This window comes from Roseobacter sp. GAI101 (assembly GCF_000156335.1).
Lineage (GTDB): Bacteria > Pseudomonadota > Alphaproteobacteria > Rhodobacterales > Rhodobacteraceae > Sulfitobacter.
Map to the genome: position 1 here is coordinate 442538 of NZ_DS999213.1, position 20380 is coordinate 462917.

Sequence of the window (20380 nt, forward strand, 5' to 3'; positions counted from 1 at the left end):
ATTCGGGAGCGCCTCTATCCCTTCTCTGGCTCTTAAATATCCTCGTCGAAGGCGTCCTTTTTCTCGGTCCCGCAGAACGGTTTGAGATTGTGGTTATTCCGCCCGCCGGGCCCCTTCATATCGCTGCTGACGGTGCCTTTGCTGCGAAACGATAGGTCAGTCCAAAGCATACCCTACGAAGTGGTCAACACCGTTTTGCAATCAGCCGGATGGCGGTCGGACGGATTCCATCCGATCGGCAAACGCGACCTTGCCGAGCAGAGGCTTGCCGGTGACCTCAGGAAGGCGCTTGGTTAGCGGTGGGTCTGCTTCGGGAGTGTATCGTCGGCCTTTTCGACAGGCACAGGCCGCTCGGGTGGGTAGACAAGCCCGGCTGATATGACCAGTTTCGCCGCGTCTTCCACAGACATGTCCAGTTCGATGATGTCCTTCTGCGGAAAGAACAGCAGAAATCCTGAGGTGGGGTTTGGCGTGGTGGGTACAAATACGCCCACCAGATTTGTGTCATCGCCGGGCCTTCTGCTAATCTCGCCCTTTGCGGGGATCGAGATGAAGCCAAGTGCCCAGGCACCCTTGCGGGGATATTCGACCATGCAGGCGGTCTCGAAGCTGCGTTCGGACTGGGCAAAGATCGTCTCGGAGATTTGTTTGATGCCGGAATAGATCGTGCGCACGACGGGCGTGCGTTGCACCAGCCCCTCGGCAAAGCGGATGAAGGACCGCCCGATGATGCCTTTGGCAAGCCAGCCTACAATGATCGTAAACAACAGGAAGATGATGACCCCGATGCCCCGCACGTTGATTTGCGACGACGGATCAAGCCCGAAGTAAGTCTGGATCAGCCGGTCAGGATGATACGCCAGCGGCACCATGGGCAAAACGATCCCGTCGATCCAGCCGACCACGCTCCAGATCAGCCAGATGGTCAGGCCGACGGGGGCAATCACCACCAGCCCGGTCAGAAACGACGCCCGCAGCCGCGCAAACACCGTGCGACGGGGCAAAGGCGGGGTGGGGGGCGTGAAATGCGTGTTCATGGGGCGCGGTTTTTCCGAAATGATTAATAGCCATCAGCTAAGGGCTTTGGGGTGCAGCTACAATGGAGAACGCACTATTTTTAGGCGTTTACCGGTTCAGACAGCAGCGCTGCCGCAATTTTGGACGCCAGTCGGGCATTGTTGCGCACCAGCGCGATGTTTGCCGTCAGCGACTGGCCTTCGGTCAGTTCAAATATGCGTTGCAGCAAAAAGGGCGTGACACCCTTGCCGGAAACCCCCTGCTGGTCGGCTTCGGCCTGTGCACGTGCAATGATCGGAGCCAGATCAGCGGCGGGAATTTCATGGCCGGCAGGGATCGGGTTTGCCACCAACTGCCCGCCGGGCAGGCCAAGAAGGGCGCGGGTCTTATGGGCCCCAGCGATTTGTGTGGCATCGTCCATCCGCAAGGGTGAGTTCAACGGCGAGGTGCTGCTCCAAAACGCGGGAAAGCTGTCCTGGCCATAGGTGATCACCGGCACGCCTTGGGTTTCCAGAACTTCGAGCGTCTTGGGCACGTCCAAGATTGCCTTAGCACCTGCCGCCACGACCGTTACGGGGGTTTGGGCAAGCTCAAGAAGGTCGGCCGAGATGTCAAAGCTGTCTTCCGCCCCTTTGTGCACGCCGCCGATGCCACCCGTGGCGAAGACGGCGATGCCTGCCAAATGGGCTGCGATCATGGTGGCTGCAACCGTGGTGGCCCCGGTACCCCCGGTGGCGATGCACGCGGCCATGTCGGCGCGCGACAGTTTGGCAACGCCGGTGGCCTGGGCAAGGGCGCTGAGTTGCGCATCTTCCAGACCGATATGCAGATTGCCGTCGACGACGGCGATCGTTGCCGGGGTGGCACCGGCTGCACGCACATCGGCTTCGACGGTGCGCGCGACCTCAAGATTTTGCGGATAGGGCATGCCGTGGGTGATGATCGTGCTTTCAAGGGCGACGACGGGCGTGCCGGCAGCCTGGGCGGCGGCGACTTCGGCAGAGCGGTGCAGAGGAATCATATTTTGGTTTCTCCCGAAACATATTGCGCGGCAGCGGCCAGCGCTTGGGTCAGGGCGGCGTCGGGGGCGGCCCCTTGAAGTTCGGCAGCGATATGGGCTGCCATGAAGGTATCGCCTGCGCCTGTGACACGGGTCACCAGAACGGCGGGCGGATGTTGCGTGATCAGGCCGGTTCTTTGGCCGACGGTTGCGGGGTTGCCCCCGTCGGTAACCACGGCGCGCACGGCCCCGCGGGCCAAAAGCCCTTCGGCGGCGTTTTGCGACTTTGAAAAGCTGGTCTGGCACAGCAGACCTGCTTCCTCGAGGTTGACGTAAAGCGTACCGCGTTGCGCTTGCATGAACGGGCTAAGCCGCAGCGCCTTGCCGGGGCTGGCAGGGGCCACGCGCAGATCGGCCTGCGCCAACAGCGGGCTGCGCGCCATTTCGGACAATAGATCAAGCGTCAGGTTGCCATCCAGCGCCACGGCACCGCCATATGGGCTGGCCAGCGATCCGTCCGCAAAGGGGCGCAGGATCTTGTCGCCGGCGGCCTCAAGCGAATGGGCATCGGCGATGGCGGCGATCAGGCCGTTTGTGCCCTCGACCGCCATGTATTGATCGGTGGGCAGGTCATCGGACCGGTAGATGTGATCGGTCTTGAGCCCGCGCAGCTGGCACGCGGCGATCAGTTCATCGCCTTCGGTGTCGCGGCCCACGGCACTGATTAGCGCGGGGGCAAGGCCGAACCGGGCCAGCGCCATGGCGATGTTCAACGCCACACCGCCGGGCAGGCGGGTGATGCGGCCCGGCATGTCGGACCCTTGGCGCATCGCGTTATCACTGCGCCCGATAATGTCCCACAGGACCGAGCCGATGCAAAGAATGTCTGGTTGATCTGTCATGCGGCCCGTTTTGCCCACACCTTGAGGCGGGCGCAAGTGCGCATGCGCTCCGGCTTATTCCGGAACGGCAAAGGTCAGCGATGCCCAAAGGCTTTCCCATTGCGGGCTGGTGTCGGTTTCGCCGACATCCGGTGCCGGGCGCAGGACGACGGAATCGACCAGATAGGTCATGCCGGGGGTCACGGGAAAGGTCACGTGGCCCGCATCATCGGTGCGATGGATCGTGACTTCGACGTTTTTCTCGGCGTCCTTTTCGTAGACCTCGACCTGCACATCGCCGCGCGGCGCGCCGGCGTAGGTCAGGGAAACCTCCATCATATCGTTGAAATCCGCCGCGTAGGGATTGGTCAGCGCGGTCAGTTCCGTTTCCAGCCCCAGTTCCATGTCGCTCCCATTGCCATCGCCAATCGCGATCAGGGCCTTGGAGTGGCGGGTGTAGCGTTCGCGCACCTTGTCCTGAGGATAGCCTGCGGCAAGGTGGTCTGCGACCGCCGTCTTGAAATCCTTGTGTTCGGTAAAGCCGACAAAGGTTTCCCAGTCTTTGTAGGTCAGCGAAGACGGCGATGCCTCGTGGGCAACGATCAGCAATCCGTCGCGCGGGGGGGCGACCATCCGCAGCGCAGGCGAATCGCCCATGCGGGCCGCGATCGGAACCGTCGTGCCCTTGAAGGTCAGATCAAAGCGTTCGGTGCGGTTGCCAAAATATGCAAGATCCATGCCCTCGAACAGTTGACCGTTTTTGATGCTGGTTGTCATTTCCGCACCGGGCTGTACTTGATAGTCGGGCGCTTCAAGCCAGAATTCATGGGCCAGGGCGGGCGACGCCGCCAGGGCGCAAGAAATAACGAGTGAAAAACGGGACATGAACATGCGGAACACCTTATCTTTGATCCTACGCAAGCTGGCCTATGGGCTGATTTTGTCAAGTGCGCTGGCCGGGATTGCCCGCGCGCACGAGGTTGTCCCGACGATTGCGGATCTGACCGTGACGCAGGGCGCGGCAGAGCTGAGCTTGCGGATCAACCTTGAGGCATTTCTGGCGGGCATTGATCTGGATGCGGTCGAAGACACGGATAATGCTGAAAATGCCAATGATTACGATGCGTTGCGTGCCATGCCCGCCGAAGACATCACGGCGCGGGTCCCGGAATTGCTGGCCCGCTGGAACGCCTTGCCCCTGTTTCGCACTGACGGATCGGCTTTCCCGTTGGAAACGCTGTCGGTCACTGTTCCCGAAGATGTGAACGATGAACTGCCCCGGATATCGCAATGGGTGCTGCGGGGCACGGTGCCAGAGAATACGCGCGGCGTAACGGTGGCGTGGCCCGCCGGTTCGGGCGCGCTGGTGCTGCGCCAGCAAGGGGTCGACGCCCCGTTTACTGGCTATCTTGAGGGCGGCAATCAAAGCCCCGAGATTTCGCTGGGCGGCGGCGGTCAGCAAAGCGCGTCGTCCGCATTTCTGGCCTATATCCCCGTTGGGTTTGACCACATTCTGCCCAAGGGGCTGGATCACATCCTATTCGTTCTGGGCCTGTTTTTCCTGTCCACGCACCTGCGCCCGCTGATCTGGCAGGTTTCCGCATTCACGGCGGCGCATACGGTCACGCTGGCCCTTGGCGCGCTTGGACTGGTGACGGTACCCGGATCGATCGTTGAGCCGTTGATCGCGGCTTCAATCGTTTATGTCGCGGTCGAAAACATCTTTGCTTCGGGTCTGAACCGCTGGCGGCCCGTGGTGATCTTTTGCTTTGGCTTGCTGCACGGGTTGGGGTTCGCGTCGGTGCTGGGCGAATTCGGTCTGCCCGAGGATCAGTTCATTCCGGCGCTGATCGGCTTTAACGTGGGCGTCGAGCTTGGTCAGCTGACAGTGATCGCGGCGATGTTCCTGTGTGTATGGCAGGCGTTGCGGGTGTCCCGTGGAGAGACGGGCGCGCACGGCGCGAAGGTGCTGTATGTCGGGCTGGCGGTCCTGGCGCTGATCATCTGCGCGGTGCCGATGCCAAACGTAGCCGAGGTGCTGGAGGCTCCGGTTCCGCTGTTCGCGGTGCCTATCGCCCTTGTGTTCACGGCATGTTTCCTGTCGGTGCAGTTCCGGCAGCTGGCCGATCCTTATCGTCGCTTTGTCGCGATCCCCGCATCGGTGGGGATCGCCATCATCGGGGCCTATTGGTTTGTCGAGCGGGTGTTTTTGTAAACACCCGCCTAGGGTCATTTCGTTGCGGCGACCAATTCGGCAAGGGCCTTGACCGGATCATCAGTGCCCCAAATCTCGTCTCCGATGCCAAAGAAATCGGTCATCGGCGTCAGGGCGCGGACCAGCGCGTCGTCCAGGCCGCCTTCGGCGACGACGGGCACTTCGATCACTTCGGACCACCATTTGAACAGGTCAAGCTCCGCATAGCTGCCATCGTCCAGCGCCGAGGGGCGCACAGGGCCGAAGCTGACGTAATCCGCGCCCGCTTCGCCTGCGGCCATGCCGTCATGACGTGAGCCTGCGCAAAAACTACCGACGATCGCATCATCGCCCAGTGTCTTGCGGGCGTGGCGGACAGAACGCGCTGCATCTGTCAGATGCACGCCGTCCAGGCCAATGCGTTCGGCCAGCAGCGTGTGATCCGAGATGACGAAGGCGATGTCGCGGGCGTCGGTGATGGTGCGCAAGGCATCGGCGGCGCGCAGCAGGCGGTCTTCGTCGCGGGTGCCAAGCGCGAGGCGCAGGCAGGCGATGGGCTGCGCGTCAAGAACGCGGGCAAGCTGATCGGGAAAGACCTCCAGATCGAACTCCGCAGGGGTGATAAGGTAAAGCTGTGGCTGATCTGGCGTTTCCATGACGGGCTGTCCTTTGCATTGTTGCCGTCAATTAGCGGATCGGGCGGGGAAAGAAAAACTTTTATGCCTCCGGCGGGGATTTTTTACCATTTGGAAGCATGGGGCGTTCTTGTGAGAGGCGCTGTGCGCGGGTATGAGGCGGGCATGAGTGATGCTGTAGAGAACCCAAAGATACCGGCATTCGTGCTGGTGCGCCCGCAAATGGGCGAGAATATCGGTGCGGCGGCGCGGGCAATGTGGAATTTCGGCTTGGACCGGATGCGCATCGTTTCCCCGCGCGACGGCTGGCCGAACCCGTCTGCCGTGGCCATGGCGTCGGGGGCAGGGCGGCTGCTGGATGAGGCCGTTGTCCATGATGATCTGGCAGGGGCTTTGGGTGACGCGGCCTTTGTTTTTGCGACCACGGCGCGCGAGCGTGATTTGACCAAGCAAGTGTACAGCCCCGAGGCGGCGATGGCCAAGGCGGCTGAATTGATCGCCCAAGGCCAGCGGGTTGCCGTGATGTTCGGGCCTGAGCGCGCGGGACTAGAGAATGACGATATCGCGCGGGCCAACGCGATCGTATCGGTGCCGGTGAACCCCGAGTTCGCGTCCCTGAACCTTGCGCAATGTGTGTTGCTGATGGGCTATGAGTGGATGCGTGCCCAAGGGGCGGTCGTGCCCGAGCAGGTCGAGATGGCGGGCACCAACTGGGCGGATAACAGCGAAGTCGAACATCTGGCGCGGCATTTCGAGGAGCGGCTTGAGGTGGCAGGGTTCTTCTACCCCGAACACAAGGCCACCAGCATGAAGGTCAATCTGCGCAACATGTGGTCGCGTCTGCCGCTGACGCGGGCGGATGTGCAGATGTTGCATGGGACCCTGCGACAGATGGTACGCTGGAAAGAGCGCGGCTAGACCTTTGGGCCTGTGTGTCCTACTTCTGCACCAGACCTAGCAGACAAGAGGCAACATGGCTCAGACACGGAAGCTTTTCGAGGAAGTGGGCGACGCGCAGGCCGCGCGGCCCGTGGCGCAGACCGGTGTGATTGATCGTGGGCGCGGTGGCGCACGCGGGGCGATCCGGGGGTGGTTGTTCATTCTGTTCGCCCTGGTGTTCGTGATGATCGCTGTAGGCGGTCTGACCCGGCTGACCGACAGCGGGCTCAGCATCACCGAATGGAAGCCCTTTACGGGCGCGATGCCGCCGCTGAACGAGGCGGATTGGCAGTCTGAATTTGCGAAATACCAGGAGATCGACGAATTCAAGGTGCAGAATTCGTGGATGCAATTGAGCGATTTCAAACTGATCTACTGGTGGGAATGGGGCCATCGGCAACTGGGCCGCGTGATCGGTCTGGTTTGGGCGGTCGGTTTCCTGTGGTTCCTGGTGCGCCGTCAGATCCCGACCGGTTGGACCGGACGATTGCTGTTGCTGGGCGGGCTGGGTGGCCTGCAAGGCGCGATCGGCTGGTGGATGGTTTCATCCGGTGTGACCACGGGCGAGGCGGTCCTGGACGTGGCCAGCTACCGGCTTGCAACCCATCTGGGGCTTGCGTTCGTGATCCTTGGGTTCATCACCTGGTATGCCTTGATGCTGGGCCGCTCGGAAAAGGACCTGATGCAGGCGCGACGCGCGAAAGAAGGCAAGCTGTTCGGCATGTCCACCGGCCTGCTGCATTTCACGTTCCTGCAAATCTTGCTGGGCGCTTTGGTGGCCGGCATTGATGCGGGGCGTTATTTTGTCGATTGGCCGATGATGCAGGGGCAGTTCTTTCCCCCCGATGCATTAAACATCGCGCCGATCTGGCGGAACTTCTTTGAAAACCCGGGGCTTGTACAGTTCATGCACCGCATGGCGGGCTATCTGCTGTTTGCTTTTGCCATCGTCGTCTGGCTGCGCGGGCGCAAATCGGCGCATCCAAAGACGCGCTTTGCGTTCAACATGATGATGCTGGCGATGGCGGGGCAGATTGTGCTGGGCATCGTGACTGTCCTGAACGCGGCACCGGTGCACATCGCCATCTGGCATCAGGTGCTGGCCGTGGTGCTGTGGGTTCTCATCTTGCGGGCACGGTTCCTGAGCGGCTTTCCCGTAGCAACGTCCCTGAGAGGAAAAACCTGATGAATGCTTTTGATGATCTGATGGCGTTTCAGCGCGAAACCGAAGCCCTGGCGCAGGTTGCAGGCCGTCTGGGCTGGGATCAGGAAACCATGATGCCACGCGGTGCTGCCCCCCAGCGGGGCGAGGAAATGGCCGCGATGGAATCTGTTTTGCATGGTCGCCGTATCGATCCGCGCATCGCCGATTGGCTTGAAATGATCGACGAGGGCCATCTGGATGCGGCGGGCAGCGCGCAGTTGCGCCACATCCGACGCAGCCATGCCCGCGCAAGTAAGGTGCCTGCTGCCTTGGCTGCGCGGATCGCGCGGGTCACTTCCGAGGCGCAAGGCACATGGGCAGAGGCGCGCGAAGCGGATGACTTCAAAGCCTTCGCGCCGACCTTGTCCGAAGTGATCACGTTGAAACGTGAGGAGGGCATGGCGCTGGCGGCGGGTGGCGACGTCTATGATGCGATGCTAGATGATTATGAACCGGGCGCCACCGGGGCCGAACTTGAGGCGATGTTTGGCGCGTTGCGCCCCGAATTGACCCGCCTGCGCGAGGCTGTGCGCGGGGCCGAAGCGCCGCCAATGTTGCAGGGTAAATTTGACGAATCCGCGCAGATGAAGCTGACGCGACAGCTGGCCAAGACCTTTGGCTATGACATGAGCAAGGGCCGTGTCGACAAGGCCGTGCATCCGTTTTCAAGCGGATCGGGTCTGGATGTGCGGATCACGACCCGCACGAACGAGACTGATCCGTTCAATTGTTTCTATTCGACAATTCACGAAGTCGGGCATGCATGCTACGAGCAGGAAATAAATCAGGCCTATCTGCTGACGCCATTGGGAGCGGGTGTGTCGATGGGCGTACACGAAAGCCAAAGCCGGATTTATGAAAACCAGCTTGGCCGAAGCCGGGCCTTTGCGGGGTGGCTTTATCGTCAGATGCGCGATGCGTTCGGCGATTTCGGTGTTGCAGATGAAGATACGTTCTACCGTATCGTAAACCGCGTGTCTGACGGGTTTATCCGCACCGAGGCAGACGAGCTGCAGTACAACCTGCATGTGCTTTTGCGCTTTGATCTTGAACGCGCCTTGATGGGCGGTGATTTGCAGGTCGACGATCTTGAGGCCGCGTGGAATGACCGCTTTAGGGCCGATTTCGGGTATGACGTCGACAGACCGTCAAACGGGGTCTTGCAGGATGTGCATTGGTCTGTGGGCCTGTTTGGCTATTTCCCGACCTATTCGTTGGGCAATGTTTATGCGGGCTGTCTGCACGCGGCTTTGCGTCGGGATGTGCCGGAACTGGATGCGCAGTTGGCGCAAGGGGACACGTCCCACGCAACAGGCTGGTTGCGGCAAGCGGTTCAAACCCACGGCGGATTGTACCAACCCCGCGATCTGATGACCCGCGCGATCGGCCAGGCACCGACCGAGGCACCGCTGCTGGCATATATGACCGAGAAGTTCAGCGATCTGTACGGCCTGTAGTTTGAGAGGGGGTGTGGGGCAAGCGCAGGGCGCTTGCCCTTGCCAAGAATCTATGAAAACGTCGATTATTGCCTAAATTTTTCGCGTTCCGATAGAGAAATATCGTGGGGAAGAGCCTTCTTAGACGTTGAAAATTGAAAATAATCTGCTCAAATCCGTTATAAATATGGGTTTTTCGGTCAGCGAAGGGACTATCAAGTCATTTGCTATTGCCTTACAGATATGCGATATCACATTTAAGATAATATTACCGAAATCTGGAGATTAGATCATGACACGTTTCACAGCCCTCGCAGCCGCACTGTTGATGACAGCTGGTGCTGCATCCGCACAGGTTACCGCCGCAACTGAAGCGGTTACGACTGCTTCCGAAGTTACCGGCCAAACAGGTATTGCCGGCTACCCCGTTGAAGTTCTTGGCGTCGACGGCGTCCGTTACGCATGTGAGCCTTTGTCGGCTGGCACATACGTCTGCATCAACGCAACTGAAGCTGCGGCTGCCGGCTTCACCGGTGTTGGCGCAGGGACAGCTGCTGGTATTGGTCTCGTAGTGGTTGCCGCCGCGATCTTGAGCAACGACGACGAGACAAACGGCACCAATGGTACAAACGGTACCAACGGTACAACCGGCACCAACTAATCTGAAAATTCAGACGTGTTAGCTGATGTTAAAAGCGCCCTTTAAGGGCGCTTTTTTCTTGCCTGATCCTCGGTCAAGTGGTGCTCGTATCGCTGCAAATTCCATGAAAAAAGCCGCCTTGCTGAGTGCAAGGCGGCTTTTGTATTTCCCGGAGTATAAGAGGTATCAGACCTCTTCGGTACCGTCTTCGACGGCATCGTCACCCTGATCGGCAATCCAGGCAACGCTGACCACGACTTCGCCTTTGCCGGTGTCGAACACCTTGACGCCGCCAGCGCTGCGGGACCGGAACGAAATCCCCTGAACCGGGACGCGAATGGATTGCCCTTTCGAGGTGGCCAGCATGATCTGATCATCCAGCTCAACAGGGAAGGAAGCCACGATGTCGCCACCGCGCATCGCCTTGTCCATTGCGGTCACCCCCAAACCGCCGCGGCCGCGGACGGGGTAATCATGGCTGGACGATAGTTTGCCCGACCCTTTTTCGGTGATCGTCAGCAGCAGGTTTTCGGCGGCCGACATCTCGGCATAGCGTTCCTGGCTGATGGTCGCGTTTGCGTTGACTTCTTCATCATCGGCGGGTGCATCTGCATCATCGGCAAGACCGGCAACCGCGCGGCGCATCTTTAGGTAGGCCGACCGTTCATCCGACGTCGCATCGAAGTGGCGGATAATCGACATGGAAACGACTTTTCGTCGCCATTCAGCTTGATGCCCCGAACACCAACCGACGCGCGGCTGTTGAACACGCGCACATCCGTGGCGGGGAAACGGATTGCCCGGCCAGAGTTGGTGACCAGCATCACATCATCATCATTCGACGCGATCCGGGCGTTGATCAGCGTGGTTTCGGCGTGATCGTCCTCGAACTTCATGGCGATCTTGCCGTTGCGCATGACGTTGGTGAAATCCGACAGCTTGTTGCGGCGCACAGTCCCTGCAGAGGTGGCAAATACCACCTGCAAGTCGTCCCACTCGGCCTCGTCGCGGTCGACGGGCATGATGGCGGCGATGGAAACACCGACCGGGATCGGCAGGATATTGACGATCGCCTTGCCCTTTGACGTACGGCTGCCTTGTGGCAAACGCCAAGTCTTCAGCTTGTAGACCATGCCATCGGTCGTAAAGAATAGCAGCTGCGTGTGGGTGTTGGCCACGAAAAGCGTGGTGACCACGTCCTCTTCTTTGGTTTGCATGCCGGACACGCCTTTGCCACCCCGGCGCTGGCTGCGGAAATCCACCAAAGGTGTGCGTTTGATATAGCCGCCGGATGTGACGGTCACGACCATGTCCTCGCGCGCGATCAGATCTTCGTCGTCCATGTCACCGGACCAATCGACGATCTCGGTGCGACGTGGCACGGCAAACTGGTCTTTCACTTCGGCCAGTTCGTCCGAGATGATGCTCATGATCCGCTCGCGGCTTCCCAGAATTTCAAGGTATTCCTTGATCTTCTTGGCCAGCTCTTCCAACTCGTCGGTAACTTCCTTGACGCCGATCTGGGTGAGGCGCTGCAACCGCAGCTCCAGAATGGCGCGGGCCTGCGCTTCGGAGAGGTTATAGGTGCCGTCGTCATTGGCAGTATGGGTCGGATCATCAATCAGCGCAATGTAGGGCAGGATCGATTCCGCAGGCCAGCGGCGGGTCATCAGCTTTTCACGCGCTTCCGCCGCATCGGCAGAGGATCGGATGGTGGCGACAACTTCGTCGATGTTCGTGACGGCCACGGCCAGACCACACAGGATGTGGCTGCGTTCGCGGGCCTTGCGCAGCAGGAATGCCGTGCGACGGGCCACCACATCTTCGCGGAAATCTATGAAATAGGTCAGGAACTTGCGCAGGGTCAGTTGTTCTGGCCGGCCGCCGTTCAGCGCCAGCATGTTACACCCGAAATAGGTCTGCATCGGGGTAAAGCGATAAAGCTGGTTCATCACCACTTCGGCTGTCGCATCGCGCTTTAGCTCGATCACGACGCGCACGCCGTTGCGGTCGGATTCGTCCTGGACGTGGGCGATCCCTTCGATCTTCTTCTCGCGGACCTGTTCGGCGATCTTTTCAATCATCGAGGCCTTGTTCACCTGATAGCAAATCTCGTCGATGATAATGGCAAAGCGGTCTTTGCGGATTTCCTCGACGCGGGTCTTGGCACGCATGATCACACTGCCGCGGCCCTCAAGATAGGCTTTGCGCGCACCGGCGCGGCCCAGCATGATGCCACCGGTGGGAAAATCGGGGCCGGGGATATATTCAATCAACTCTTCCGAGGTCAGATCGGGGTTCTCGATTAGCGCCTGGCAGGCATCGATGACCTCGCCCAGGTTGTGGGGCGGAATGTTGGTTGCCATGCCGACGGCAATACCGCCAGCGCCGTTCACCAGCATATTGGGGAACCGTGCAGGCAAAACCGTCGGTTCACGTTCCTTGCCATCGTAGTTGTCGATGAAATTTACGGTTTCCTTGTCCAGATCGCTGGTCATGAACGACGCGACCTTGTCCAGACGCGATTCCGTATAGCGCATCGCCGCCGCACTATCGCCATCCATCGAGCCGAAGTTGCCCTGACCGTCAATCAACGGCAAGGACATCGAGAAATCCTGCGCCATGCGCACCAGTGCGTCGTAAATCGCGCTGTCGCCATGCGGGTGATAAGAGCCCATCACGTCGCCGACGGACTTCGCAGATTTGCGATAGGTCTTGTCGTGGGTGATGCCTTTTTCATACATCGAATAGATGATGCGGCGGTGAACCGGTTTCAGGCCATCCCGAAGATCGGGAATCGCACGGGAAACGATGACCGACATGGCATAATCCAGATAGGATGTGCGCATCTCGTGTTCGATGGTGACCGAAGGTCCATCAAAAACAGGGCGCGCGGCCGGAATTTCATCATCGTTTTCAGGGGTTTCTGGCGTTTCGTTCACGTGATCTGCCTAGCTCTTGCTGGTTCTATATATTGCGGTTTTGTATAGCAGACGGGGTAGATAGGGTGCAATGCCTGTGGCCTTTGCTGGGCGGCTTGAAATCCGTAAAACCCTCAACTCATTGATTTTATTGTATACTAAATCTTACGACTTTTGCGTTGCGTAACGTCAGATCAGGAATGTGCCGCCATTCCCGTCAAAGCGGGGTAAGATCATGCCACATGGGGAAGGAGAACATGCAATGCAGCGCATTTTGGTCAATCAGAAATCAATCTCGGAGACACGGCTTGAGAAGGTGGACAGTGCACCGCTGACTGACGGTCAGGTGCGGCTCAACCTTGATAGCTTTGCGCTGACAGCGAACAACGTGACCTACGCGGCAGCGGGGTTTGATATCGGCTATTGGCGGTTTTTCCCAAGCGGTACCGAAGGCTGGGGCATCGTTCCGGTCTGGGGCACGGCCAAAGTTGTGGAAAGCCGTAGCGAAGCGTTGGAGGTCGGTACGCGGCTTTACGGGTTCTATCCGATGGCGGACGAGGTGGTGATGACGCCGAAACCTGCGCAGGGCGGTTTTGTCGATGCTGCGCAACACCGTGCAAAGCTGCCGTTGATTTACAATCAGTATACGCAGGTCCAATCTGGCAGCGAAACAGACGATCATCTGCGGGCCATCCTGCAGCCGTTGCTGGCCACGTCGTTTTTGTTGTTCGACTGGTTGCAGGACAATCAGTGTTTCGGTGCGCAGCAGATCCTCATCGGCAGCGCGTCGTCGAAAACCGGGCTGGGGCTGTGCAAATATCTGGCCGAACCTGCGGACCGTGCCTATCGGATCGTGGGCCTGACATCCGCGAAAAACCGTAATTTTGTGCAAAGCCTTGGCGCGTGCGACAGCGTGCTGACCTATGACCAGATCCACGACATTGCGCAGGTGCCATCGGTCTATGTGGACATGTCAGGCAACAGCGAGGTCAAGGCGATGCTGCATCAACATCTGGATGATCAGCTTAAACACTCGGCCGCCGTGGGGCTAAGCCATTGGGACCGTTTTGCGCCCGCGCAAAATCTGGCCGGACCCAAGCCGGAGTTCTTTTTCGCGCCTTCTCAGGTGGCCAAGCGCCGTGCCGACTGGGGGCCGGGTGTCATCGAAAAACAGATCACAGCCGCGTGGAAACGCATCGCCGCAGATGCTTCAGACTGGATGACCCTACAGGTGCACGAAGGAGTCGCCGCGTCAGAAGCAGTTTATCATGCCTTGGCGCGGGGGCAGGTCGACCCCGGCATTGGCGCGATCATTCGCCCCTGAAATCTAGGCCGAACAGCTTGCCCCGCCCAGAACGCAGAATTTCGCGCAATGGGGGTGGTTCAGCGCCACGTCTTTTTCTGCCTCTTCCAAGCTGTTGCCCAGTTCAAATTCAGGGCTGTAGGGCAGCAGCGTGCAGGCCAATACGGCGGGCTTTTCAGCGCCCTTGCGTTTGACCACCATGCGCGAGCTTGAACACATCACCGCGTCGGGGGATTTGTTTAAGATGCCCCAGCAAGCTGTTGTAATTTCTGGAACTTCCACGGTTTCATCCATCTCGGGGAACAGGACCGTCATACTCGGATCATTTGCGTCGATGTCAAACCCGTGCTCTGCAAAAAATGCGCCATAACCCGTGCGGCTATCTTCGTCGCTGGCACCAAAGACTGACCTTCCCGCGACTGCCATGCGGATACCATTGTCGCGCAGCCAGTTCATGCCGGTGACCGTTTTCGCAAGGGCTCCTTCGCCACGTTCCGCATCATGCAGATCGGGCCGGTAGTGATCGACGGAAATGCGCAACGTCAGCTTGCCGGGGTAGGCGGCGTTCAGCCGTTTCAGCCCTGCCAATACCGGTTTGCGCATCATCGGGCGCATCGCGTTTGTCAGGATCAGGACGTCATACCCTGCCGACAGCGATGCTTCTGTAATTTCGATCATTTGCGGGTTCATGAAGGGTTCGCCTCCGGTAAAGGCGACTTCAGTCACAGGCCAATTGCGTGTCGTGATCTGGCCCAGATAATCGCGCACCTCATCGGCCGTGATATAGATCAAAGCGTCATTGGTGGGGCTGGAGGCGATATAGCAGTTAACGCATTCGATGTTGCACAGCGTGCCCGTGTTGAACCACAGCGTTTGCGGATTGCTCAGGCTGACGGTCGCGCGGTCTTCACCCTTGGCTGTGCGCTTGGGATCCTGGAATTTACCTGCGTTGGCCTGTGCAAAATCTTTCATCAACAATTCGCCCTTAGATGGTCAGTGGAATTTTCTTTGTCTAAGCGAATGGTAAAAGCAGGAAAACCCTGTGTATTCTTTCGCACAGACTTGTGAAGCGCAGAAATCTGTGTTTGTTTGCGCTAACATTGATATAAACGCCCCAAAAGCTGTATCTGTGCAGCAAGGAGTTGCACCATGGTCTCACGCGTTATTCCGGTCGATCCGTTCGATCTGGTGATTTTCGGCGGCACCGGCGATCTGGCCCGACGCAAAATCCTGCCGGGACTTTTCCGACGTTTCTGCTCGGGGCAGATGCCCGAAAACGCGCGCATCATCGGGGCGGCGCGCTCCGACATGGATGCAGATGGCTACCGGGAGATGGTCTCTGAGGCGATTGCAGAATTCAACGCGGATTTCGTCCACGAAAAGCCCCAGCTCGACGCTTTTCTGACCTGTCTGGAATATGTGGTCATCGACGCCAAGGGCACAGACGGGTGGGCCGATTTACAAAAGCTGATGGCAGGAACCGACCGGGTCGAGGCCTATTATTTTTCGGTTTCGCCTGCGCTGTTCGGCGATCTTGCGGAACGGTTGCAGCAATGGGGCATGGCAGATGCGGCCAGCCGGATTGTTGTAGAAAAACCGTTCGGCCGCGATCTGACGACAGCACGCGCGCTGAACGCCACGCTGGCCAAGTATTTCGACGAGAGCCAGATTTACCGCATCGACCATTATCTGGGCAAGGAAACCGTACAGAACCTGATGGCCGTGCGTTTCGGCAACATGCTGTTCGAACCGCTTTGGAACAGCCAGTATGTCGACCACATCCAGATTACCGTGGCGGAAACCGTGGGCGTCGGGGGCCGTGGCGAATATTACGATAAATCCGGTGCCATGCGCGATATGGTTCAGAACCACCTGATGCAATTGCTGTGCCTGATCGGGATGGAACCGCCTGCGCGGTTTGATCCTGATGCGGTGCGCGATGAAAAGCTGAAAGTTATCCGGGCACTTGATCCGGTCTTGCCGCACCACATCGTGCGCGGCCAGTATCAGGCCGAACCTTGCAACGAAGCCCAGGCACCGGGGTACCGCACTGCCGTCGGCGATCCGCGGTCGCGCACCGAAAGCTTTGTCGCGCTCAAGACCCACATCAGCAACTGGCGGTGGGCGGGCACGCCGTTTTATCTGCGCACGGGCAAACGCATGGCCGCGCGGTCTTCGGAGATCACGGTCGTTTTCAAGGAAACGCCCCATTCGATTTTTACCGAAGATGCGGGCCGCCACCGCAACGTGCTGTCGATCCGGCTGCAACCGAACGAGGGCATCACACTTGGTGTGACCATCAAGGAACCCGGACCGGGGGGCATGCGCCTTGTCGATGTGCCGCTGGACATGACGTTTGCCGATGCGCTCGGGCCGGACGGGTCCGAACAGGTCGACGCCTACGAGCGGCTGATCATGGACGTCATTCGCGGCAACCAGACCCTGTTCATGCGCGGTGACGAGGTCGAGGCCGCGTGGGCCTGGACAGACCCGATCATACAGGGGTGGGAGGCGCGCAACGATGTGCCAAAGCCCTACGACAGCGGGTCTGATGGCCCGACAGACGCGGCAGAACTGATGCGCCGTGATAACCGGAAGTGGCGCGAGGTATCCTCATGAAACTGATTGAATATGCTGACCGGGAGGCTCTTGCCGAGGCAGTAGCCGAAATTCTGGCCGCTGAAGTGAAGGCCGCGTTGATGGCCGACGGTCAGGTGAGCCTTGCCGTGCCGGGCGGCACGACGCCAGGGCCGATTTTCGACAGGCTGAGCACGGCCGACCTTGACTGGTCGCGGGTGCAGGTGATGCTGACCGATGAACGCTGGGTCGCCCCCGATCACGATATGTCGAATGCACGGCTGCTGCGCCAGCGTCTGCTGGTCGGTCCTGCCGCCGCGGCACAGTTCACCCCGCTTTTCATCGAGGGGCTGACCGCTGTCGAGGCGTCTGAAGATCTGTCTGCCGAAATCTCGCGACATTTGCCGATTTCCGTCCTGGTTCTGGGCATGGGGGCCGACATGCACACGGCCTCGCTGTTTCCCGGCTCGGACGGGCTGGCGGCGGCGATGGCGGATGACGCGCCCGCGGTATGCCCCATTAACGTCGCAGGCCAAGATGTTGGTCGCATTACACTTTCACGGCGGGTGCTTGACAGCGCCATGTCAAAACATCTGGTCATCTTCGGCGATGAAAAACGCGCAGCGGTAGAGCGGGCATTGACCTTGCCGGCCCATGAGGCCCCCATCGGTGCAATGGTAAAAGAGGCGGTAGTCCATTGGGCAGCATGACAAAATTCGACGATCTCAAAGCGCTTCAGCACACTGTCAAGGATCGCTCGATCCTGTCCTTGTTTGACGATGCCGACCGCGCGGCGACATTCAGCGCGCAAACCGGCGACATGTTGTTTGATTTCTCGAAAACCAACCTCGACCGGGAAACGATGGATGCGCTGCTGGCCCTGATCGACGATGCTGACGTGCAGGCGCGGCGCGATGCGATGTTTTCGGGCGAAAAGATCAACGAAACCGAAGGGCGCGCCGTCCTGCACACGGCCTTGCGCAATCTTGACGGCGGGCCCGTGTCGGTGGACGGCACTGACGTCATGCCCGGCATTCTGGCCACCCTTGACCGAATGCGCGACTTCTCCGACAAAATCCGCGCCAGTGACATTACCGATGTTGTGAATATCGGCATTGGCGGGTCCGACCTGGGGCCTGCGATGGCGGTTCAGGCATTGTCGCCGTATCATGACGGCCCGCGCTGTCACTTCGTGTCGAATGTGGACGGGGCGCATATCTCGGATACGCTGCGGGGGCTGGACGCCAGGACCACACTCGTGATCGTCGCCTCCAAGACCTTTACGACAATTGAAACCATGACCAACGCGCGCACCGCTCGGGCTTGGATGACGGAACACGGCGGCGACCCCGCGCGCCAGTTCGCAGCCCTTAGCACGGCTCAGGACAAGACAGATGCATTTGGCATCAACCCCGCACAGGTCTTCGGATTCGAGGACTGGGTCGGCGGGCGCTACTCCGTCTGGGGTCCCATCGGGTTGTCACTGATGATCGCCACCGGCCCGCGCGCTTTCCACGCGTTTCTGCGTGGTGCGCAATCGATGGACCGTCATTTTTGCGCCGCAGCCCCCCGGGAGAACCTGCCGATGCTGCTGGCGCTGGTCGGCATCTGGCACAACCAGATCTGCGGCTATGCCACCCGTGCAGTGTTGCCCTATGATCAACGTCTGGGCCAACTCCCCGATTACCTGCAACAACTCGAGATGGAGTCAAACGGCAAATCCACGCAGATGGACGGGGCCACATCCCCGTTCAACACGGGTCCCGTTGTGTGGGGCGCACCTGGGACCAATGGCCAGCATGCGTTTTACCAATTGATCCACCAAGGCACCCGCGTGATCCCCTGTGAATTCCTGATCGCCGCCAATGGTCATGAACCCGACCTTGCCCACCACCACAAACTGCTGATCGCCAATTGCCTCGCCCAATCAGAGGCTCTGATGCGCGGACGCAGCCTGCAAGAAGCCTCAGAAATCATGGCTGGCAAAGGCCTGACAGGGGCCGAACTTGACCGTCAGGCACGGCACCGCGTTTTCCCAGGCAATCGGCCGTCAACAACGCTCAGCTACCCGCTGCTCGACCCGTTCACGCTGGGCCAGATCATTGCCCTTTATGAACACCGCGTTTTTGTCGAAGGGGTCATTCTTGGCATCAACTCCTTCGATCAATGGGGCGTCGAACTGGGTAAGGAACTTGCCACCTCATTGCAACCGATCGTCGACGGCTCTCAGCCCGCGACGGGTAAAGACGGCTCGACCGCCAGCCTTGTCGCCTTCATTGCAAAACACGCAGACTGATCTGCCGCCAGCTTCATTTTGCCAGATAAACTCCGGGGAGTTTGAGGGGCAGCGCCCCTCATCCTTCTTGAAAAAAGTCTTAGACCAGGTTCGGATGACGCCCCATGCGATTGGCGACCTTCGCCACGGTCAGGCCCTGAACGATAATTGAAAACACGACCACAATGTAGGTGCAGGTCAGGATCAGCGGCTTCCATTCTCCCTCGGGCAGGGACAAGGCCAAGGCGACGGAAATTCCGCCCTTCAGGCCGCCCCAGGTCATGATCGGTATCACGCCCTGATTGAAGTCGCGGAACGGGTGGAGCATGCCGATGGGAATGGCCACTGCCAGCAGCCGTCCCAACAGCGCCAGAATGATCGCGACCATTCCGGTCAGGAACATGTCGCCGTCAAAGGCGATGGCAAACACCTCGAACCCGATCATCAAGAACAGGACTGCGTTCAAAATCTCGTCGATCAGCTTCCAGAAGGCGTCGACATAGCGCCGGGTTTCCTCTGACATGCCGCGCGCCGTGCCCACGTCGCCAATCAACAGCCCCGCGCAGACCGCCATGATCGGGGCTGACACATGCAGTGCGACGGCCAGTTCATAGCCCCCGAAGGCCAGGCCCAGCGTCAGCAGCACCTCGAGCGGATAATCATCGATCCGGCGCATCACGCGAAAGGTCAGCCAACCCAGAACCAACCCCAGGACGGCACCGCCGACAGCTTCCTGAAAAAACAACCGGGCACCGTCGAAAACAGTATTTCCTTCGGCCCCATGCGCACCCGTTGCCGGAAAGGCGAGGCCCACCAGTATCAGAAACACCACATATCCCACGCCGTCGTTGAACAGGCTTTCGCCTGCGATCTTGGTTTCCAGCGATTTGGGCAGGTCCGCCTCACGCAGCACGCCCAGAACGGCAACCGGATCAGTGGGCGAAATCAGCGCGCCGAACACCAGCGCGGTCAGCAACGGCATCCCCGTCAGCCAAGAAAAGCCAAAGCCCACGACGGCCGTCGACAGCGCCACGCCAAGCGTCGCCATAAGGGCAACGATACCCCATTCGCGGCGCAAATCGGAGGTTTTGACATGCAAGGCTCCCGCAAACAGCAGCAGACCCAACATGCCTTCCAGCAATGCTTCGGAAAAATCGATCCCCTTGACCACGCCGCGCACGGAATCTGCAATCTCCAGGCTTGGCCAGATCAGATCAAGCCCCAGCAGTCCAAAGGACGCGATCAGCGCCACAACCAGAATGCCGATCGAGGACGGTAGTTTCAGAAACAGGTAGTTGATGGCCCCGAACCCTCCGGCCATTACAATCAGAAGCGAAGCGATTTGCAGGACGGTCATG

General features: G+C 59.5%; 16 protein-coding genes and 1 pseudogene. 9 read left to right on the forward strand and 8 right to left on the reverse strand.

The window, feature by feature from the left end; translation table 11 throughout:
* Positions 1 to 293 precede the first annotated feature (293 nt).
* The 4 genes from RGAI101_RS02020 to RGAI101_RS02035 all read right to left on the reverse strand — a co-directional run bounded on the left by RGAI101_RS02020 (position 294) and on the right by RGAI101_RS02035 (position 3789).
* Entirely contained in the window at positions 294 to 1037 is a 744-nt protein-coding gene (locus RGAI101_RS02020) for a DUF502 domain-containing protein (RefSeq protein WP_008227359.1), read from the reverse strand.
* Positions 1038 to 1117: 80 nt separating this feature from the next.
* A complete protein-coding gene (locus RGAI101_RS02025) occupies positions 1118 to 2038 on the reverse strand; it encodes a pseudouridine-5'-phosphate glycosidase (protein WP_008226735.1) in 921 nt (306 codons plus the stop codon).
* Complete coding sequence (locus RGAI101_RS02030) at positions 2035 to 2919, reverse strand: PfkB family carbohydrate kinase (protein ID WP_037227122.1); 885 nt, start codon at positions 2917 to 2919, stop codon at positions 2035 to 2037. Before RGAI101_RS02030 ends, RGAI101_RS02025 begins: the two co-directional genes overlap by 4 nt.
* A gap of 54 nt (positions 2920 to 2973) precedes the next feature.
* Complete coding sequence (locus RGAI101_RS02035; protein WP_037227124.1) at positions 2974 to 3789, reverse strand: DUF4198 domain-containing protein; 816 nt, start codon at positions 3787 to 3789, stop codon at positions 2974 to 2976.
* Here RGAI101_RS02035 and RGAI101_RS02040 point away from each other — a divergent pair.
* Positions 3788 to 5113 carry a HupE/UreJ family protein gene (locus RGAI101_RS02040; protein ID WP_008228340.1) on the forward strand — a complete coding sequence of 442 codons (1326 nt, stop codon included), beginning with the start codon at positions 3788 to 3790 and terminating at the stop codon, positions 5111 to 5113. The genes RGAI101_RS02035 and RGAI101_RS02040 overlap by 2 nt on opposite strands.
* A 14-nt stretch (positions 5114 to 5127) precedes the next feature.
* Here RGAI101_RS02040 and RGAI101_RS02045 read toward each other — a convergent pair whose 3' ends face one another.
* Positions 5128 to 5748 carry a thiamine phosphate synthase gene (locus RGAI101_RS02045; protein WP_008224924.1) on the reverse strand — a complete coding sequence of 207 codons (621 nt, stop codon included), beginning with the start codon at positions 5746 to 5748 and terminating at the stop codon, positions 5128 to 5130.
* Between the two features lie 144 nt (positions 5749 to 5892).
* Between RGAI101_RS02045 and RGAI101_RS02050 the strand changes: the two genes are divergently transcribed.
* The 4 genes from RGAI101_RS02050 to RGAI101_RS02065 all read left to right on the forward strand — a co-directional run bounded on the left by RGAI101_RS02050 (position 5893) and on the right by RGAI101_RS02065 (position 9967).
* Positions 5893 to 6645, forward strand: coding sequence for an RNA methyltransferase (locus tag RGAI101_RS02050; RefSeq protein ID WP_037228883.1), 753 nt, complete (start codon positions 5893 to 5895; stop codon positions 6643 to 6645).
* 55 nt (positions 6646 to 6700) lie between these two features.
* Entirely contained in the window at positions 6701 to 7852 is a 1152-nt protein-coding gene (ctaA, locus tag RGAI101_RS02055; RefSeq protein WP_037227126.1) for a heme A synthase, read from the forward strand.
* On the forward strand, positions 7852 to 9327 hold the full coding sequence (locus RGAI101_RS02060) for a carboxypeptidase M32 (protein ID WP_008228326.1): 1476 nt from the start codon (positions 7852 to 7854) through the stop codon (positions 9325 to 9327). Before ctaA ends, RGAI101_RS02060 begins: the two co-directional genes overlap by 1 nt.
* A gap of 271 nt (positions 9328 to 9598) precedes the next feature.
* Positions 9599 to 9967 carry a hypothetical protein gene (locus RGAI101_RS02065; protein ID WP_037227129.1) on the forward strand — a complete coding sequence of 123 codons (369 nt, stop codon included), beginning with the start codon at positions 9599 to 9601 and terminating at the stop codon, positions 9965 to 9967.
* Between the two features lie 165 nt (positions 9968 to 10132).
* Here RGAI101_RS02065 and gyrA read toward each other — a convergent pair.
* Positions 10133 to 12888 (reverse strand): annotated as a pseudogene (gyrA, locus tag RGAI101_RS02070) (DNA gyrase subunit A).
* A 241-nt stretch (positions 12889 to 13129) separates the two neighbouring features.
* Between gyrA and RGAI101_RS02075 the strand changes: the two are divergent.
* Complete coding sequence (locus RGAI101_RS02075; protein ID WP_008227968.1) at positions 13130 to 14191, forward strand: DUF2855 family protein; 1062 nt, start codon at positions 13130 to 13132, stop codon at positions 14189 to 14191.
* Between the two features lie 3 nt (positions 14192 to 14194).
* On the opposite strand, the gene RGAI101_RS02080 is transcribed toward RGAI101_RS02075, so the two are convergent.
* Entirely contained in the window at positions 14195 to 15142 is a 948-nt protein-coding gene (locus RGAI101_RS02080) for a radical SAM protein (protein ID WP_008226989.1), read from the reverse strand.
* Between the two features lie 177 nt (positions 15143 to 15319).
* Here RGAI101_RS02080 and zwf point away from each other — a divergent pair, with 177 nt between their 5' ends.
* Genes zwf through pgi form a run of 3 tightly spaced genes read left to right on the forward strand, consistent with a single transcriptional unit; the run spans position 15320 to position 19043 of the window.
* Positions 15320 to 16789 carry a glucose-6-phosphate dehydrogenase gene (gene zwf / locus RGAI101_RS02085; RefSeq protein WP_008229030.1) on the forward strand — a complete coding sequence of 490 codons (1470 nt, stop codon included), beginning with the start codon at positions 15320 to 15322 and terminating at the stop codon, positions 16787 to 16789.
* The gene (gene pgl, locus RGAI101_RS02090; protein ID WP_008225389.1) at positions 16786 to 17457 is read left to right on the forward strand and encodes a 6-phosphogluconolactonase; all 672 of its coding nucleotides are present in this window, start codon (positions 16786 to 16788) and stop codon (positions 17455 to 17457) included. The genes zwf and pgl overlap by 4 nt, the downstream gene beginning before the upstream one ends.
* Positions 17454 to 19043, forward strand: a complete 1590-nt coding sequence (gene pgi / locus RGAI101_RS02095; protein WP_008227226.1) for a glucose-6-phosphate isomerase — start codon at positions 17454 to 17456, stop codon at positions 19041 to 19043. The genes pgl and pgi overlap by 4 nt, the downstream gene beginning before the upstream one ends.
* 79 nt (positions 19044 to 19122) lie before the next feature.
* On the opposite strand, the gene RGAI101_RS02100 is transcribed toward pgi, so the two are convergent.
* Positions 19123 to 20379: a cation:proton antiporter gene (locus RGAI101_RS02100; RefSeq protein ID WP_008227635.1), complete on the reverse strand. Its 1257-nt coding sequence runs from the start codon at positions 20377 to 20379 to the stop codon at positions 19123 to 19125.
* Between the last annotated feature and the right edge of the window lies 1 nt (position 20380).

What these genes read in the sequence shown, in the direction of transcription:
- RGAI101_RS02025 (WP_008226735.1), bottom strand. Translation starts at nt 2,038, where the DNA reads ATGATTCCTCTGCACCGCTCTGCCGAAGTCGCCGCCGCCCAGGCTGCC.
- pgl (WP_008225389.1), top strand. Translation starts at nt 16,786, where the DNA reads ATGAAACTGATTGAATATGCTGACCGGGAGGCTCTTGCCGAGGCAGTA.
- zwf (WP_008229030.1), top strand. Translation starts at nt 15,320, where the DNA reads ATGGTCTCACGCGTTATTCCGGTCGATCCGTTCGATCTGGTGATTTTC.
- RGAI101_RS02020 (WP_008227359.1), bottom strand. Translation starts at nt 1,037, where the DNA reads ATGAACACGCATTTCACGCCCCCCACCCCGCCTTTGCCCCGTCGCACG.
- RGAI101_RS02065 (WP_037227129.1), top strand. Translation starts at nt 9,599, where the DNA reads ATGACACGTTTCACAGCCCTCGCAGCCGCACTGTTGATGACAGCTGGT.
- RGAI101_RS02050 (WP_037228883.1), top strand. Translation starts at nt 5,893, where the DNA reads ATGAGTGATGCTGTAGAGAACCCAAAGATACCGGCATTCGTGCTGGTG.
- RGAI101_RS02075 (WP_008227968.1), top strand. Translation starts at nt 13,130, where the DNA reads ATGCAGCGCATTTTGGTCAATCAGAAATCAATCTCGGAGACACGGCTT.
- RGAI101_RS02080 (WP_008226989.1), bottom strand. Translation starts at nt 15,142, where the DNA reads ATGAAAGATTTTGCACAGGCCAACGCAGGTAAATTCCAGGATCCCAAG.
- pgi (WP_008227226.1), top strand. Translation starts at nt 17,454, where the DNA reads ATGACAAAATTCGACGATCTCAAAGCGCTTCAGCACACTGTCAAGGAT.
- RGAI101_RS02030 (WP_037227122.1), bottom strand. Translation starts at nt 2,919, where the DNA reads ATGACAGATCAACCAGACATTCTTTGCATCGGCTCGGTCCTGTGGGAC.
- RGAI101_RS02060 (WP_008228326.1), top strand. Translation starts at nt 7,852, where the DNA reads ATGAATGCTTTTGATGATCTGATGGCGTTTCAGCGCGAAACCGAAGCC.
- RGAI101_RS02035 (WP_037227124.1), bottom strand. Translation starts at nt 3,789, where the DNA reads ATGTTCATGTCCCGTTTTTCACTCGTTATTTCTTGCGCCCTGGCGGCG.
- ctaA (WP_037227126.1), top strand. Translation starts at nt 6,701, where the DNA reads ATGGCTCAGACACGGAAGCTTTTCGAGGAAGTGGGCGACGCGCAGGCC.
- RGAI101_RS02100 (WP_008227635.1), bottom strand. Translation starts at nt 20,379, where the DNA reads ATGACCGTCCTGCAAATCGCTTCGCTTCTGATTGTAATGGCCGGAGGG.
- RGAI101_RS02045 (WP_008224924.1), bottom strand. Translation starts at nt 5,748, where the DNA reads ATGGAAACGCCAGATCAGCCACAGCTTTACCTTATCACCCCTGCGGAG.
- RGAI101_RS02040 (WP_008228340.1), top strand. Translation starts at nt 3,788, where the DNA reads ATGCGGAACACCTTATCTTTGATCCTACGCAAGCTGGCCTATGGGCTG.